The sequence below is a fragment of the Rheinheimera oceanensis genome, from assembly GCF_018831085.1.
Lineage (GTDB): Bacteria > Pseudomonadota > Gammaproteobacteria > Enterobacterales > Alteromonadaceae > Alishewanella > Alishewanella oceanensis.
In genome coordinates this window covers 846,227-861,768 of record NZ_JAGPNM010000001.1, presented here as the reverse complement: position 1 = coordinate 861,768, position 15,542 = coordinate 846,227, and the positions used below count along the sequence as shown (strand labels likewise).

The 15,542-nt window shown below is 49.5% G+C and carries 14 protein-coding genes; all 14 read left to right on the top strand.

Annotated elements, in window-relative coordinates:
- The first annotated feature begins 194 nt into the window (after window positions 1–194).
- The 14 genes from J3B89_RS03955 to J3B89_RS03890 all read left to right on the top strand — a co-directional run bounded on the left by J3B89_RS03955 (window position 195) and on the right by J3B89_RS03890 (window position 15,538).
- Window positions 195–1,433, top strand: coding sequence for a hypothetical protein (locus tag J3B89_RS03955; RefSeq protein WP_215396188.1), 1,239 nt, complete (start codon window positions 195–197; stop codon window positions 1,431–1,433).
- A 1-nt stretch (window position 1,434) separates the two neighbouring features.
- Window positions 1,435–2,244, top strand: coding sequence for a hypothetical protein (locus tag J3B89_RS03950; protein ID WP_215396187.1), 810 nt, complete (start codon window positions 1,435–1,437; stop codon window positions 2,242–2,244).
- A 376-nt stretch (window positions 2,245–2,620) separates the two neighbouring features.
- A complete protein-coding gene (locus J3B89_RS03945; protein ID WP_215768294.1) occupies window positions 2,621–3,115 on the top strand; it encodes a hypothetical protein in 495 nt (164 codons plus the stop codon).
- Window positions 3,116–3,174: 59 nt separating this feature from the next.
- The gene (locus tag J3B89_RS03940; RefSeq protein ID WP_215396185.1) at window positions 3,175–4,461 is read left to right on the top strand and encodes a hypothetical protein; all 1,287 of its coding nucleotides are present in this window, start codon (window positions 3,175–3,177) and stop codon (window positions 4,459–4,461) included.
- Between the two features lie 32 nt (window positions 4,462–4,493).
- Window positions 4,494–5,930: a hypothetical protein gene (locus tag J3B89_RS03935; RefSeq protein WP_215396184.1), complete on the top strand. Its 1,437-nt coding sequence runs from the start codon at window positions 4,494–4,496 to the stop codon at window positions 5,928–5,930.
- 12 nt (window positions 5,931–5,942) lie between these two features.
- On the top strand, window positions 5,943–7,922 hold the full coding sequence (locus J3B89_RS03930) for a PEGA domain-containing protein (RefSeq protein ID WP_215396183.1): 1,980 nt from the start codon (window positions 5,943–5,945) through the stop codon (window positions 7,920–7,922).
- Window positions 7,923–8,070: 148 nt separating this feature from the next.
- Window positions 8,071–8,841: a MotA/TolQ/ExbB proton channel family protein gene (locus J3B89_RS03925; RefSeq protein WP_215396182.1), complete on the top strand. Its 771-nt coding sequence runs from the start codon at window positions 8,071–8,073 to the stop codon at window positions 8,839–8,841.
- Between the two features lie 10 nt (window positions 8,842–8,851).
- Window positions 8,852–9,910, top strand: coding sequence for a VWA domain-containing protein (locus tag J3B89_RS03920; RefSeq protein WP_215396181.1), 1,059 nt, complete (start codon window positions 8,852–8,854; stop codon window positions 9,908–9,910).
- Window positions 9,910–10,875 (top strand): vWA domain-containing protein, encoded by a 966-nt coding sequence (locus J3B89_RS03915; protein ID WP_215396180.1) that lies wholly within the window; start codon window positions 9,910–9,912, stop codon window positions 10,873–10,875. Before J3B89_RS03920 ends, J3B89_RS03915 begins: the two co-directional genes overlap by 1 nt.
- Before the next feature lie 97 nt (window positions 10,876–10,972).
- Complete coding sequence (locus J3B89_RS03910; protein WP_215396179.1) at window positions 10,973–11,812, top strand: flagellin N-terminal helical domain-containing protein; 840 nt, start codon at window positions 10,973–10,975, stop codon at window positions 11,810–11,812.
- A 93-nt stretch (window positions 11,813–11,905) separates the two neighbouring features.
- Window positions 11,906–13,201 (top strand): flagellar filament capping protein FliD, encoded by a 1,296-nt coding sequence (gene fliD / locus J3B89_RS03905; protein WP_215396178.1) that lies wholly within the window; start codon window positions 11,906–11,908, stop codon window positions 13,199–13,201.
- A 17-nt stretch (window positions 13,202–13,218) separates the two neighbouring features.
- On the top strand, window positions 13,219–13,611 hold the full coding sequence (gene fliS / locus J3B89_RS03900) for a flagellar export chaperone FliS (RefSeq protein ID WP_215396177.1): 393 nt from the start codon (window positions 13,219–13,221) through the stop codon (window positions 13,609–13,611).
- A 410-nt stretch (window positions 13,612–14,021) separates the two neighbouring features.
- Window positions 14,022–14,318, top strand: a complete 297-nt coding sequence (locus J3B89_RS03895) for a hypothetical protein (RefSeq protein ID WP_215396176.1) — start codon at window positions 14,022–14,024, stop codon at window positions 14,316–14,318.
- Window positions 14,315–15,538 (top strand): flagellar hook-length control protein FliK, encoded by a 1,224-nt coding sequence (locus J3B89_RS03890; RefSeq protein ID WP_215396175.1) that lies wholly within the window; start codon window positions 14,315–14,317, stop codon window positions 15,536–15,538. Before J3B89_RS03895 ends, J3B89_RS03890 begins: the two co-directional genes overlap by 4 nt.
- The last annotated feature ends 4 nt before the right edge of the window (window positions 15,539–15,542 follow it).

The following is a 15,542-nucleotide window of genomic DNA, read 5'->3' as shown; positions in this document are numbered from 1 at the left end:
GCTTCCCCCGCTTAATTAAGCAGTACCATGATGTAAGATTCATCCTCTGAGGCATGGCCGTTCTGTTATCACAGCAAAAGTACATTTTTAAGTGAATTTAATGTAATTTTGTTATTTATTTTGTTTGTTATTTGTATTCAGGTGGGTGGTTTGGTATTTTGCATTGTGTTTACACTGTGCAAAGGACGCTGCTTATGAGTTACCAGGAAATTACCCGCCAGGCACTAACCCGCTACCCACTTGCGCAAGCTGAACTTTTGCAACAACGGTTGGCAGCAGCCGGTATAGGTAAAGGCAGTATTCTGCCATTGCAACACCGACTTAGTTTTACCGATCAGGCTTTGGGTATGCTGGAAGTATTAAACGATTTTGACTTTAAACAGGTATGGCAAGAAATTGCAGCACTGTGTTATGACAGCCAGCCGCAGGGCAGTGCAGGCTGGTGGCGTGATGCCACACGGCGCTTAACAAAAAGCCGTTATCCGTTTCAGCAATACCACTATTTAATTAGCTATCAGCGTGAAGCTGCGCAGCATATTTTAATTCATGAAATTTATTTTGATATGCAGCTAAAAGGGCCACAGCAGCCGCCTAAAAATGAGCGCAATATGTTGTATCAGGTAAATAGGGCTCCTGGCGCGGTGCCTTACAGGGTGGCTCAGGCAGATGGTGACCTGTTGGCTATGCAGGGAGCCTGGGAGCTTAAAGATCCGGTAAGCTTAATCACCACAGACTATGCTGCGGTAAATGGTATGCTTAACGATGTAACAAAAGCCGCCTGGTTAATGGGCGCGCATTTAGATGTCGCTTACCCTAAAGCTGCTATGCCTGACTACACGCTGGTGCATAACCCGACCGAAGGCATTTTGCAGGATTTTGTTGAATGCTTATGGGATAAAAGACCTGATGCAGCTCCCAGCCATAATGCCCAGCATTTAGTCAGTGCCCTGCGCCAGCGCCAGGCGCAGGGTAAAACCACACAGTGGCTGGTACACAGCCAGGGCGCGATAATTTTTACCCGTGCTTTGCAACAATGCCGGGCACAGGGCATTATGTTGGATAAACACGAAGTGGTAGTGCATGCCGGTGGTGCCAATATGGTTAAATTACGTGACGCTGCACAGGCCGTTGGGGTAAAGATAATTAAAAACCGTGCTAACCCGTTTGATGCTGTGCCGAATGTGGCCGGGGCCAATAACTTAAGCCCCAGTGGCTTATTACGTAGTATTAGTACGTTTTGCTCTGTTATTGGCGGTACGCCATTAACCAGCCCGCATACCTTGCCTTATTTGGGGTTACGCAGCTACCAGCAACAATTACAAAGTACCGGCCGCCCTTTAAAAGCGGCGATGGTAAAGCAGGTGTATAACCTGCGGCTGGCTAAGGTAAAACGCAGCAGCAAACAGCTAATTAACCGTATTACAGGGCGATAAAATGAGCCTGAATATAGTAAACAGAATAATAGGCCGTGGCTTTAAAGGTGGCCCCAATGCGCTTAAGTTTATTCCGCACCGCATAGAGCTGGAGCAGGATGTGTTGGAATTTAGTATTCCGGTGGTTACTGCCAAAAATTTCCCTGTGCACTGGCCATATTCAACCAATGATTTGTTTGAAAAAAGCGAACGGAAGGATATGGGGCAGCCCTATTTATATCTTAACCAGCAAAGCTACTGGTATGGCGGCCCTTTTCTTAAAACTGGCGGCCATCCGCTGGCTTATTTAACACTGAATATCTGGCTAAAGCGGGTAGTACCCGGCCAGGCAATAGAGCGGCATAATCTGGAATTACTAGGCCACTATATTGGTTGGGAATACGATGATTACTATAATGCGCCAGAATATGATGCTGAAACCGGACGGGGGTGGAACACGCAGCGGCGTAACGAACTGCGCTCTCCGCCACTATTAATGCGTAACCGCACCGAAGAAGAATTAGACGAGCTAATGGTTAGGGAAGGTAAGCTAATGCCGGAATATTTCGACATTACTGAAATAGCTAACCAGCGTTGGTTATTATACTTACATCGGCGCAGTCCGCTTGATATTCCTGCAAGACATTATTGCTACCCGCTTACCAGCCAACATTATTTGCAGATCCGTTTTGGCTACCATGATGAATTGGGCTTTTCGCAGTATTGGCAGGCTGATGCGCGCAAGGCTGAGCAGAAAATTATGCAAAGTATGCAGCTGCATTTAGCCGACCGGCTGGGCGATAAACCTGGTGTAATTCTGGAACATGGTTAACGCGAAAGTGGCAGCCGGGCAATGAACCTGAATATACTAAACCGGATGATAGGCTGCGGTTTTAAAGGTGGTCTAATGTATTTAAATTTGTACCGCATCATATAGTGTTTTTTGCAGTCACTACTACAGCATTAACAAGTTGAGAGCTGGTACATCTATAAAGATGTAATAGCTTAGGCTTGATTTTGCTGGTTAATAAGTAAAAACCGCCATAATATACTGCAAATCTACTTAGTTGAACTGCAGTGCTGTGTGCTTGTCTGTTGGCCTGCAATGTAACCGGCTATGCAATCTATTCAGCCTGGCCGTTAAGGAGTAAAGAATGTCCAGCGAAACTATTTTCTGCGCCCGATCATGGTTGTTCAGCTTTTCATTAATGTTATTAACACTTCCGGCTTGTGCTCAGCAAACTTCGCCGCAGCCTGCAACCGGGGCCGTGACCTCTTACGGTGATTGTTCACTGATTGATTTTAAAGATATTGATGGCAGCGAGCTGACCAAAGCCGAGCTACTGGAGCGCATGGACGCCGATTTTGCCGCCAATCTGAATCAAACTGAAAAATGTATGGCAGAAGCAATAAGCAGCGGTGCCGGGCGGATCAGTGCCTCAGGCGCCGGAGCCGGCAGCGTGGCTGATGCCTCTGCAGGTACTAATGAACAGGCCGCACAATCAGCCGGTACTGAACAGACACAACATGCTGATAGTACGAAAGAGCCAGAGACATCACCGTCAAAAACAACTCAGAAAGGCAAAGGGCAGCAAGGTAACTCTGCTGTGTGTGACACGGTAAAACAAGGCCTGGCGGCTGCAACGACCGACGCTGAGAAAAAACATTTCAGCGCTTTGATGACACAATATGGCTGCGAATAATTCAGAATAGCCGTGAATAATTTAGAATAGCTGTGGATAATTTAGAAATGGAGCTGGCAATGCAACCTCGTTCTCTTTTGCAACACTATAAACACTGGCTGGCGGCCGCCTGTGCCCTGATTGCACTGGCGCTTAGTGGCTGTCAGTCAACCCAGACTAATGTCAGCAGCGTAGGCCCTGCTATTGGCGGCCAGGCAAAAGCAGCGGAGTTGGGTAAGACAGAACGCGAGTTTAAGTATCAGTCGGCAATTTATCTGGATGTGGCTGTGCCGGTATTTGACCCGGGTATTCCACTGGATGCCAAAGGCAATATTGATGACAAAAAAGTGGCTGAAGAAGATATCTGGCCACAGGTACGGCGGCTGGAAGCAAACCGCTTTGCCATTGATACCAAAAAAGCACTGGCGGCAACCAAAGTATTTGGTTCGATTAATGTTACTCCGGACGCGTCGGTTTCTGCCGATGTGTATGTACTTGGCAAAATCAATTATTCGGATACCGAAACCGTGCGTATCAGTGTGCGGGTAATGGATGCTACCAATGATATTTGGGGGGAGAAAACCTTTGAACATCAGGTGGGTGAAGCCTTTTACCGCGATGCTTTACGTAAAGATCAAAACCCTTACTCGCCGGTATTTAACGATATTGCCGCTTATGTTTACGATTTGCTGATTAAAAAATCAGAGGCAGATAAAAAGAAAATTCAGCAGGTGTCAGATTTACGCTATGCCGCTATGTATAGCCAGGAAGCCTTTGCACCTTATCTGGTCAGCAAAAGAAAAAGCTTTACCTCACGGCAAACCGTATTCGATCTGAACGGAGCACCGGCAGTAAACGACCCGATGTTGCAACGGGTAAACTTGCTACAGGCAAAAGATGAACAGTTTGTTGACCAACTGCAGGACAGCTATGAAGCCTTTTATGCCGAGTCAGATGAGGCCTATCGCAAATATCAGCGTGAAACCCTGCCGATTGCTGCCGATATCCGCAAGAAAAAAGCAGAACGCACCACCCAGCAATTAGTTGCTGCCGGCAGTGCAGTGCTGGGCATTATGCTGGTGAAAAACTCTAATTCAGCTATTGGTGAAGTTGGTGCCATTGCGGCGGGTGCCGCAGCAATTTACAGCCTTAGCCAGGCGATACAGACAAACCGCGAGCTGAGTGCACAACGTGATGTGCTCAGTGAAATGGGGCAAAGCCTGGATATTAAAGTGACACCGCAGGTGGTGGAACTTAACGAACAGACTATTGAGCTTAAAGGTACAGCTACTGAGCAATACACCCAGTTAAGACAAAAGCTGTTTGAGATTTATCAGTTAGAAGCAACACCAAATCAGCAGTTGTAAATGTGTTTTGAGCTTCGGGCAAGGAGCCGGATGTGGCAGCGTTAGATGATGTAATCAACCAGGATAAACAGTCACAAAAGGCGTTTTATATCAAAGTAATAGCCGGTTTTTTTGCGGTATTACTTTTATTGCTTGTGGTGTGGCTGGCGTTGAACTGGTTTGCTGCTTCGGCCCCGGTTGCCGGTACTGCACCGGGCGCGCCGTTATCTGCAACGTCTGCGCCCGCTGTACCAGAGGTTCAGGACGAGCAAGCCCGTAAGGCTTTACAACAAATGCTGTCAGACACCAATAACCAGGTTAATCAGCTGGCTGCAGATCCGCATCTTTTTGCCTGGCAAAGCGCTACGGTAAATACCTTACAGCAAAATATGCAGCAAGCTTACCGGCTATACGGCCAGCAACTGTACAGTGAAACCGGTACTTTGCTGCGCGATATTCAGCAACAAAGCAGCGCGTTACAGCAAAACTATGTCAAGGCTTATGAAACAGCGTACCAGACAGCCAGTACAGCATTTGCCAATACCGACCTGTCTGCGGCGCAGCTTAACAACAGCCGGGCGCTGGCAGTAAACCCGTTATACCAGCCGGCATTGCAGTTACAGCAGCGGCTGGATGTGGCAACGCAAGTACAGGAACTGTGGCAACAGGTACGGGTAGCGCAGCTGGAAAACAATGTCAGTAAGCAAAAAACATTGCTGGAGAGCATTCGCCGGTTAGATCCGGCCGAGCAACAGGCACAGCAACGTTTGGCCGCGTTAAACCAGCAAGCGCAGCAACAATCATTTGCTGATGTTGTGGCGCAGGCCGTTGCCGCATTGGATCAGGCCGATTACGCCACTGCCCGCCAGGCATTAGCCCGGGCGCGCAGCATTGATAGCAACCGGCCGGAGTTAGTGAGTTTACAGCGCCGGCTCGATAGCGCCGAAAAAGCCGGTGCAGCCGCACAGGCCGAGCAGCAAATTCAGGTGTTTATTGAGGTTGACGAATGGCCGACAGTAAAAATGCTGGCCGAAAATGGCCTGAAATTAAACGCCGATAACCCGGTATTGCAGCAGGCGCTGCAAAACGCTAATCAGATTATTCAGGCCGGGCAGCGGTTGCAGACATTTTTAGCCAGCCCACAACGCCTTAGTGATGCCAATATCCGCCAGCGCGCCAATGAAGCAATAGCGGCAGCCCAGCCGTTAATAACGCAAAGCGACAAGCTGGCACAACAGCTTAACCAGTTACAAAGCTTGCTGCAGGCTCAGGTACAACCGGTGCCGGTGCTGGTAAAAAGTGATGGCCGCACTAACATCCGGGTGCTTGGGGTGGGTAATGTCGGTGAAGTAAAAGAGAAAACCATTAACCTGCTACCAGGCACTTATCAGTTTGAAGGCAGTTGTAAAGGCTATCGTACTGAAATTATCAGTGTTGAAGTTAGCCCGGCTATGCCTGCTGTACAGCTACAATGCAAAACCCGGATCTGAGAGGAATAAGCAGTGAGTCGGATTGATACGTCTATCGCATCAGATAAACGCAAGCGCAAGTGGGTTGTGCTCAGCAGTATTGTGCTGCTGGCTCTGGTTATGGCCAGCTATCTGGCCTGGCTGTTTTTATTAAAAGGTTTTACCGTCACCGTATTGCCGGCTGAAGCCGCGCACACCCAGCGTTTTGCAGTGGTGTCGGGCAGTGGCTTTTTTATCGAAAATAAACTCTATATGTTGGGCTCGCGTGCAGAAATTGTAGTCAGCGCCGATAAGTTTGAGCCATTACAACGTTTGGTGCTAAGCAGTGAACAAAGCAACCTGGCTGTTACGCTGCAGCCAATGCCAGCCAGTATTAAACTGGATACAGTGCCTGAAGTGGCGGATATCAGCTGGACAGTCAATGGCCAGCTACACAGCCAGGGGCCAAAGCTGGCAGACCGTTTTGCACCGGGTGAGTATCAAATCAGTGCCGAACAGCCGTTTTTTCAGCCGCAAAGCCTGACACTGACAACTGCTATTGCCGATGAGATTGCGCAAACCCTGACACTAACACCGGTACAGGGCGAGCTGACACTGGCTTCGCGCCCGGCAGGGGCAAGCGTTACAGTAAATGGCCAGGCTGTCGGTAAAACGCCATTAATTTTACCGCAAAATGGCGGCAGCTATCAGGTACAGGTTAACCTGGAAGGCTACGAGCCGGTGCAGGATACTATCGACATAACTTACCGCCAGCCCAAAGCGGCACGGGATTATTTTTTACAGCCGCTGCAGGCTGTACTCACCATAACCACCACGCCACAAGACGGCGTGCTGCTTTTAAATGGTAAACCGGCCAGCAGCCCGGCCAGTATTGATGCCGGTAAAGCTTATACCGTGCGCTATGAAAAGGCCGGTTACCTGGCGCAGTCGCAAAGCGTTACGCTAAAACCGGCAGAGCAGCGTACACTGAATTTTGAGCTGAAAGCAGAAATGGGCCAGGTCCGTTTTAGTGCTAACCACACGGCCGATGTACTGATTAATGGCAAGATGGTGGGGCAAACCCCGTTAACTCTGACGTTGCAGGCATTAGCGCAGAATGTTGAATTTCGTAAAAACGGTTATCGTACCGTCAGCCGCACTGTTACGCCCAGTCAGCGGCAAACGCAAACCGTACAAGCCGACATGCTGACAGAATTCGACGCCCGTCGCCGTGAAGGTAAACCGTTGTTTGCCCAAACACTGGGCATTAATCTTATTGAAGTACAACTTAAAGCTTTTACCATGGGGTCACCGGCCAATGAGGCAGACCGGGGCCGCAATGAGCACCCGCTTAATGTTAATTTCAGCCGTAATATCTGGGTGTCGGCCCATGAGATCACTGAAGCTCAGTATGGCGCTTTTAAAGGTCAAACCGGTGGCTCGGCGCTGCCGGTAACCCAGGTATCCTGGCTGGACGCCGTTAAATTCAGCAACTGGTTAAGCGTGCAGGAAGGGCTGGCACCATTTTATAACCTGCAAGGCGACAGGGTGGTTGGCATTAACGCCGATAGCCCCGGTTACCGGCTGCTAACAGAAGCCGAATGGGAGTTTATTGCCAAGCACAACCGGCGTGCTGCCAGAACCACCTATGTGTGGGGCAACGAAGATCGGCTGCGTGATAAGCAGGGTAATTTTGCCGATAAATCGGTACAAGGACAACAAACTTTCTTTTTCCGCGATTATAACGACGGCTTTGCCGGTAAAGCGCCGGTAGGCAGTTTCCGTGCTGACCGGGCGGGTTTTTATGATCTGGATGGCAATGTGCGCGAATGGGTGCATGATGCTTATGCGGTAACCGCGCCCGATACGACAAAACAGTATACTGATTATCGCGGCGCCAGCGGCGGGCAGGGGCATGTGATTAAGGGGGCGTCGTATAAATCTGGCCGCTTAAAAGAGCTCAGAGCCAGTATCCGTAACGAAGGTAACGGGCCGCAAGACGATGTTGGCTTTCGGATTGCCCGCTATCAATAGTATCAATAGCAGGAGTTAACTATGAAAAAACGCATCATACTGGCCCTGGTGCTACTGGCTGTAGCAGGATCTGCGGCGGCTTATTTTGTATCACTGGATGCGCCACAGGATTTCCCTATTAATATCTGACGAGCGGAGCAGCACATTTATGCGTAACAAAGATTCTGCCGCCATGAACCCCGGCATTATTACCAGTGTGTTGGTGCTGGCGGGTTGTTTTACTCTGGTGCATTTGTTTTATGAAGGCATAGTGCGGCCAACCGCAGCCGCAATTCTGGCTGCCGAGGGCAGTAGTGGTTTGTTTTCTGTCTGGGTTATTGTAAAAGACATGGAGCAGCAGGTGTGTTTTTCGTTGCTGCTGTTTTGTTTGTTTCTGATGGGCTACAAGTTATGGCGGCTGCTAGATGAAGAAACCCTGTATACCCGTGATTTTCTGCGGGACTATGACAAAAGCCTGCCGCTGGACGTAGAGCTGGCACTGTCAGAGTTGGAGGCGTCGTCTTACAAAGATAACCCGGCCATGGCAACCTGGATCAATTGTATCCGGCGTTTTAAAAACACCCGTAATGTGCAGCATGCTGCCGACGCTATTGAGTCCTCTGTAGAAAGCCTGGCGGCACAACTGGAAAGCGGTAACAGTATGGTGCGTTATATTATCTGGGCCATTCCCAGTATTGGCTTTGTTGGTACTGTGCGTGGTATTGGCCAGGCATTGGCACAGGCAGATAAAGCCCTGGCCGGCGACATCGCCGGTATGACAGCCTCGCTGGGGGTTGCCTTTAACTCAACACTGGTAGCGTTATTTATTTCACTGATTTTAATGTATTTTATGCACATTCTTAATGGCAGGCAGGATACCATGGTGTTAAATACACAACAGTCCTGTGAGAAACACCTGTTAGCGCATTTACATAACTGATTAGCACGTTATGAGACTAAAACGGCGCGCTGAAGATGGTTTTAATATGTCATTTCTGGATGTGATGGCATGCGGGCTGGGCGCGGTTATTCTGATTTTAATTCTGGTCGATTTTAACGCCTTTGTGCCAGAACCCACCGACGAAACCAATAAGCTGCAGCAGGAGCTAAACGCTGCCCAGCAGCAACGCGAGCAACTGCAAAAATCGATTGATGAGCTAAACGACAAAATTGCACTGGAATCGGCCAGCCAGCAGGATGTTAAGCTGTCGCAAAGCGATACCAGCAGCGACCAAAGTAAACTGCTGCAACAAATTTCCACTGAACTGGCGGTAGTAGCCGATCTGGAAAAACAACTGGCCGCCATCGCCCGCTTGCCGGTACCGGATGCCAATGTGCAGCTACGCGGCAGCGGCCAGCAAAATTATATTACCGGGCTGAAGGTAGAGGGCCAGGAAATTGGTATTTTGCTGGACAAATCAGCGTCGATGATGGGCGAAAACCTGCTTGAAGTGCTGCGCTATATGGCGCTGCCCGATAACCAGAAGCTGGCGCTGCCCAAATGGCAGCGTAGCAGGCGTGCAGCACAGTGGCTGCTGGCCCGTTTGCCAAAGAACGCCAAAGTAACCGTAGTGGCTTTTTCTGAAGACGCCATTATGTTAGGCCAACGCCCGGCCAGTTCTGCCCAGGTATCTGACTCAATGAACGCTATAGTGCGTGATATTGGCAAACTGGTGCCCAGCGGTGGTACTAATTTGCAAATTGGCCTGCAAAAACTGCGCGAGTTGCACCCCAATGTCACTGATGTGTATTTAATTACTGATGGCTTACCGACACTGGGTGACGGCCTTGGTGTGCGTTGTCGCGGTTTGCTAACCAGTAAAAAGTCAATTTCGTCGCAGTGCCGGCAGGAACTGTTGGTTGAAACCGTTAAACGTGCTGGCCAGGGGCTGCGGATGAATGTGATTTTGCTGCCAATAGATGGTGATCCTTATGCGTCGGCCATTTACTGGAGCTGGTCGCAGGTAACGCAGGGTACCTTTTTAGCGCCGGCTAAGGAGTGGCCATAATGGCAGCAAGAGCACGCAGAATAAAACGGCCGCCGGTGGAAATTTTTACCCTGTCGTTTCTTGATATTATCTCCTGTGCTTTTGGCGCTGTGGTATTGCTGGTGTTGCTGGCGAAAAATGGTGAAAGCGAAACTGAACTGGGGCCGGACAATTTAAGCACTATGGTTGAGCAGGTATTAGCAGCGCAGCTTAACGTTGAGCTGTTAAAAGGCGCGGTGTCAGATAAACAGCAGCAGCTTGCTGCTGCTCAGGCCCGTTCTGCTTCTGTGACAGAGCAGCTGAAATCGCTGGAGTCTTCGATTCCCCGCGCCCAGCAGACGTTACAGCAATTGCAGGATCAGGCCAGCTCGTTGCGTAATGAACTGCGCCAGGCCACAGCAATGCTGAATGTGCCCAAATCTACCGATAAACCGTCAGACGAAGTGGGCGGCATTCCAACCGATGCCGATTATGTGATCTTTGTTATTGATAATTCAGGCTCAATGGTGGCAGGCAATAAATGGCAGCAGGTGATTAATGTAGTGAATGATATTTTAGTGAATCACCCGCAAATGAAAGGCTTTCAGGTAATGGCCGCCGATGGCACCTTTTTATACCCCGGCCAGGAAGGCCAGTGGCTGAGTGACTCAACCAGCATGCGCCAGCGTGCCATGGACCGGATGAAACGCTTTACCGGCGGCGGCAGTGCGCCTGAGGTGGGCATTTTACGTGCGCTGGACTTGTACAGCAAAACAAAAGGCAAAGTTAGCCTGTATGTATTTGGCGATGATTATCGCTCCTCCAGCCTGGATGCCATTGTCGGCACTATTACCGGCAAAAATGCCGACCCGGCCGGTAATCCGCGTTTTCGTATTCATGGTATCGGTTTTTACCGGCCCGTTGGTGGTGACGCTGCACAATTTGCCGCTTTTATGCAGGCGGTGGCTAAGCGTAACCGCGGTGCTTTTGTCGGCCTGGCATTTTAGTTATACCGGCGCACCAAAAATTCTTTTAAAAAAATTTTAGTTCTGCAACACCGCCGTCGCTTTAACTCTGTGAGCATCAATCACAGGAGATTTCACGATGGCTTTATCAATTCAATCTAATGCAGCGTCAAAATCGATCCAAAACCAACTGAGTCGTACTAACAACGATTTATCGGTAGCGTTACAGCGTTTAGGCTCTGGTTTTAAAATTAACTCTGCTAAAGATGACGCAGCCGGTTTACAAATTGCCAACCGCTTAAATGCGCAGGTACGTGGCCAGGAAGCGGCTATCTATAACGCTAACAATGCTAACTCTATGCTGCAAACCGCTGAAGGCGCGTTTGAAGAGATGACTAACATTGCTTACCGTATGAAAGAGCTGGCAACGCAAGGCGCCAACGGCACGAATAACACTTCTGAATATACTGCAATGGGTGCAGAGTTTGATGCACTGTCTGCCGAACTAACCAATATTATGTCCAATACATCTTACGGTTCAGGCACTACTTTATTAGATGCTGCCGGTAAGTTCGGTGCTGGCCCTGTAACTCTCCAGATTGGCTCTACTGCTGCTGAAACTTTAGATGTGGACATTTCAGCTGAGCTAGGCGATGTAGATACCGCTTTAGGCGCTCTGACCGGTCTGGCTGATCAGGCCGACTCAGTTGCTAGTATGGCCGAGATTGATACACTGATCGATAATATCGGTGCTGCCCGTGCCAACCTGGGTGCGACTATGAACCGTCTGGATCATACTATCAATAACCTGACTAACATGGTTGAAAACACTCAGGCTTCTGCTTCTCAGCTGATGGATGCAGATTTCGCCAAAGAAACCTCAAATATGACCAAACAGCAGTTACTGATGAACTCAGGTATTTCTGTACTGAGCGCGTCTAACAGCACAACACAAATGATTGGTTCACTGCTGCGTTAATACGCTGCCAGGGTAACAATAGTGTTATAACCCTGCCGGCTTTAGCTGGCAGGGTATTTTTCAGGCAATAGTTGGTGGCAGAAGGTATACATTATGGCGTCTTATTTAAGTATTGATCCCCAGACTCTGGCGAGCCAGTACACCCAAATTGACCGTGCCGGTAAAGATAATTTACTGTCGGCTAAGTCAAAACAGTTTACCGCCCAGCTTAATGCCATTAAAAAATTACAAACCTCTATGGGTAGCTTCTTAACCCAGCTGAAAGATTTCCGTAAAGCTGACAGCAGCCTGCTGGCCAATACTGCCAGTAGCAGCAGCGAGTCGACTTTAGCTGTTAAAGCCAGTGGTAAAGCGGTGGCAGGCAGTTACGATATTTTTGTGCAGCAACTGGCACAAAACCATCAGTTAGCGATGTCATTTGATCCCACAGCCGCGCTGGCAACAGATGGTGAGTTTACTATTGATTTGGGCGGCAGCAGTTTTTCTGTCGATATGGCCGGGTTACCTGCCAATGCCAAGCTGGCTGATCTGGCCAAAGCAATTAACAGCCATGCCGATAACCCCGGCGTCAGTGCTACGTTAATGCGCAGCGGCAATGAAACCTTTTTAGTGATCTCAAGCAATGAAAGTGGCGCAGCCAATGAGCTGACACTGAGCTTTACCGCCGGTGCAGATGCAGCCGGTGCCGATATTACGGCGGCCCTGGCGGCAAAACAGGAATTAAAAAAAGCTCAGGACGCGATAGTGCGTTTAGGTAGCGACAGTGCTATTAGCGTTACCAGCGCCAGCAACAGCTTAACCGATGTGATTGAAGGTGTAACTATTGATTTAGTTAAAGCACAGGCAGCCGGTGACAGCCCGGTAAATATTAAAATCGGCCAGGATCAGCAGGCGATTAAAGATAACCTGCAAAAGTTTATTGATGGTTACAATGGCATTGTCAGCAGTATTACCGGGGACTCCAACCTGAAGAATGACAGTATGGCGCGCAGCATACAAAGCCAGTTCCGTGCGGCTTTTCAGGGTGAGATTGACGGCAAAACACTATATAGCGTGGGTCTGGAATTTGACCGCAACGGTAAGCTGAGTATTAACAGCGGCCGGTTTGAAAAAGCGCTGGCAGATGATCCGGCAGCACTGGAAGCCATGCTAACCTCGGATACCGGAGTGCTGGCCAAGCTGGAAAAAACAGTAGAACCCTACAGCAAAAGTTATGGTGGTTTACTGGGTGATAAGCAAAAAACGCTGCAGGCCAGCCTGGATTTAATCACCGAAAAACAAAAGCGGCATGATTATTCCATGGAACTAACCTACAAGCGCTATCTGAGTCAGTTTACCCAGATGCAAATTACCATAGCGCAGCTTGAAAGCTCTATGGGTCAGTTTTAACTAGTGAGAGACAGCTTATGTTAGATTTTGGCAATGGTTATCAGGCTTATAAAAGTACGGCAGTAGAGGGTAAAGCTGCCGGGGCTGATATTCACAAGCTGGTGCTGATGTTATTTGATGGTTTTCTTGATGAACTGTCGCGCACCGAGGGCCATATTCAGGCGAAACGTTTTGATAAAAAAGCCGCCGGCATTGAGCGCATGCTAAAAATTCTGGGTGGGCTGGATGCGTCGCTGGACCAGCAAAACGGTGGTGAAGTGGCAGCCAATATGCAAAAACTGTATCAGCACTGCGGCCAGGCATTGCTTAACGCCAGCCTGAAAAACGATTTAACTTCACTGGATACCGTGCGGGTGATTATGACCAACCTGCAAGAAGGCTGGCAAGGGCTGGCACAAACTGCAGCCTGACAGATACCCGTCATCCTTGAAGCTGCAGCGGTGTTGGCTGTGCCCGCTCGCCCCTATCACATAGTATTCCTATGCTGATGGGGATGCGCTCACTTGCCGCCTACCTGCATCTTCAATGATTTTGGGTATATACCCCTATACTCCGGTATGGCTTACCTACCTTAATAACCTGAAAAACCGCTGCTTTGGCTGCGGTTTTTTTTCGCCAGGCTTTAACCGGAAGCTAGCGGCAAGCGGTATTGGCTTGCTTCCGATCAGCGGAAGTATTACTTCCGCTTTTTATCTAATCTATCTTAAAAATACTTATAAATCATTGGTTTGAATTGTGGCCTGACAGTTGCTAAATCATTCTGCTTAGCGAAGTTGAACAGGGGCTGAATGTGCCGTTAAACCACTTACAGGCAGTTGATATGGCAAAGCAGCTGTTACAGCTGCAGCAGAACTTACTGCTGGCAGCAAAGGCACAGAATTGGCCGTTGTTGCGCAACGTGGATCGCCAGTTAATGGCGTTGCTCCGGCAGTTAGATCTTGCCGGTGCCCGTGGGCAATTTTCAACCCAGCTTAGCGCACTGCAGCAGAGCTACCAGCAGGTGGTAACGCTGGCTAAAGATGAAATGCACCGCACTGAGACGCAGATGAAGCAATTTAATCAAAACCGGCCGGGTGTGCTGGCTTATAAACAAACCATTGAAGGTGAAGGGCTATGAGCCAGTTACAGGTAGGTCAGCCAATTGCTAACAGCAGCGGTGTGACTGCCGGGGTGCTGCCAAACCACAGCTCTGCCGGGAGCGCTGCAGAGAGCACTGACAGCTTAGTGTTTATGTTAAACCAGCCAGACACCGCAGCATCTTCTGGCCGTTATACAGAGCTATTGGCACAGTTGTCTGAGGCCGGTACTGGCGGCAATGTAAATAGCACTTTAACAGACACTCTGCCTGGGCAGGCTGATTTGCAATTGGCAGCGCCTGAACCCCAGCCTGATATCAGTGCACTGACAGAAATAACACAGGTAAACCTGATAACGGCAGCGATAGCGGAAACCGGTGTTTTACCTGCAGGGGCCGCTGTAGCTGGTAGTAGCACCAAAACGGATAATAGCGGCAGCACAACTGACGCTGTGCAACTGCCAGGCGATGGCGCAGAAATATCAATAGACCCTTTGCTGCTGTCTGCACTTAATTTTTTGCCTTTGCCAGCAGTAAACCCGTTGCGTACAGAGAGCATGCCGCAAAGCAGTACAGGGTTATCAGGTTTTACTGGCATAGACTATAACGCAGCATTGCTAAACAGCAGCGCTTACAGCACTACAAAAGATTTGCCGCTGGCGGGCACAAACACGGCTTTGCCTGTTACGCCAATGTCTTTGCAGCATTTTATCCGCCAGGCTACAGAGCTGGTACGCCCGCTTAGCAGTGACACTGCTGCAGTTAGCGGCATAACAGCCGCGCAGATATCTGCCAGCACAGCATCAGCAGAGCCAGCGTTTCAGTGGAAGGCTGATCAATTGGGTTTGCAAAGCAGCCAGTGGGGCCAAAAGCTGGTGTATTTATTGTCCGACAAAATTAATTTACAACTGGGCCAGCAAATACAGCGGGCTCAAATCCGGCTGGACCCGCCACAACTGGGGTTAATTGAACTGAGTGTCAGTGTTGATGGCGACCGCACTACGGTGCAGCTATATGCCAGCAATAATCAGATGCGTGACGCTATGCAACAAAACCTGGATCAGCTGCGCCAGCAACTGGCTCAGCGGCTGGGCAGTGAACAACTGCTTGATATAGATGTACGCCAGCAATCACAGCAGCAGGCAGGGCAGCAACATGCTGAGCCTGAGCCTATTGCTGCCCATTTTGCCGACGACGTGACAGAGCTAAGCAGCTCAGCGTCAGCGCAGCTAACCACTGGCTGGCTTAACCGGCTGGTATAGGAGA

Bases quoted from the DNA above. Each gene is read 5' to 3' on its own strand.
- J3B89_RS03955 (WP_215396188.1), top strand. From the start codon at position 195: ATGAGTTACCAGGAAATTACCCGCCAGGCACTAACCCGCTACCCACTT.
- J3B89_RS03950 (WP_215396187.1), top strand. From the start codon at position 1,435: ATGAGCCTGAATATAGTAAACAGAATAATAGGCCGTGGCTTTAAAGGT.
- J3B89_RS03945 (WP_215768294.1), top strand. From the start codon at position 2,621: ATGTTATTAACACTTCCGGCTTGTGCTCAGCAAACTTCGCCGCAGCCT.
- J3B89_RS03940 (WP_215396185.1), top strand. From the start codon at position 3,175: ATGCAACCTCGTTCTCTTTTGCAACACTATAAACACTGGCTGGCGGCC.
- J3B89_RS03925 (WP_215396182.1), top strand. From the start codon at position 8,071: ATGCGTAACAAAGATTCTGCCGCCATGAACCCCGGCATTATTACCAGT.
- J3B89_RS03920 (WP_215396181.1), top strand. From the start codon at position 8,852: ATGAGACTAAAACGGCGCGCTGAAGATGGTTTTAATATGTCATTTCTG.
- J3B89_RS03915 (WP_215396180.1), top strand. From the start codon at position 9,910: ATGGCAGCAAGAGCACGCAGAATAAAACGGCCGCCGGTGGAAATTTTT.
- J3B89_RS03910 (WP_215396179.1), top strand. From the start codon at position 10,973: ATGGCTTTATCAATTCAATCTAATGCAGCGTCAAAATCGATCCAAAAC.
- fliD (WP_215396178.1), top strand. From the start codon at position 11,906: ATGGCGTCTTATTTAAGTATTGATCCCCAGACTCTGGCGAGCCAGTAC.
- fliS (WP_215396177.1), top strand. From the start codon at position 13,219: ATGTTAGATTTTGGCAATGGTTATCAGGCTTATAAAAGTACGGCAGTA.
- J3B89_RS03895 (WP_215396176.1), top strand. From the start codon at position 14,022: ATGGCAAAGCAGCTGTTACAGCTGCAGCAGAACTTACTGCTGGCAGCA.
- J3B89_RS03890 (WP_215396175.1), top strand. From the start codon at position 14,315: ATGAGCCAGTTACAGGTAGGTCAGCCAATTGCTAACAGCAGCGGTGTG.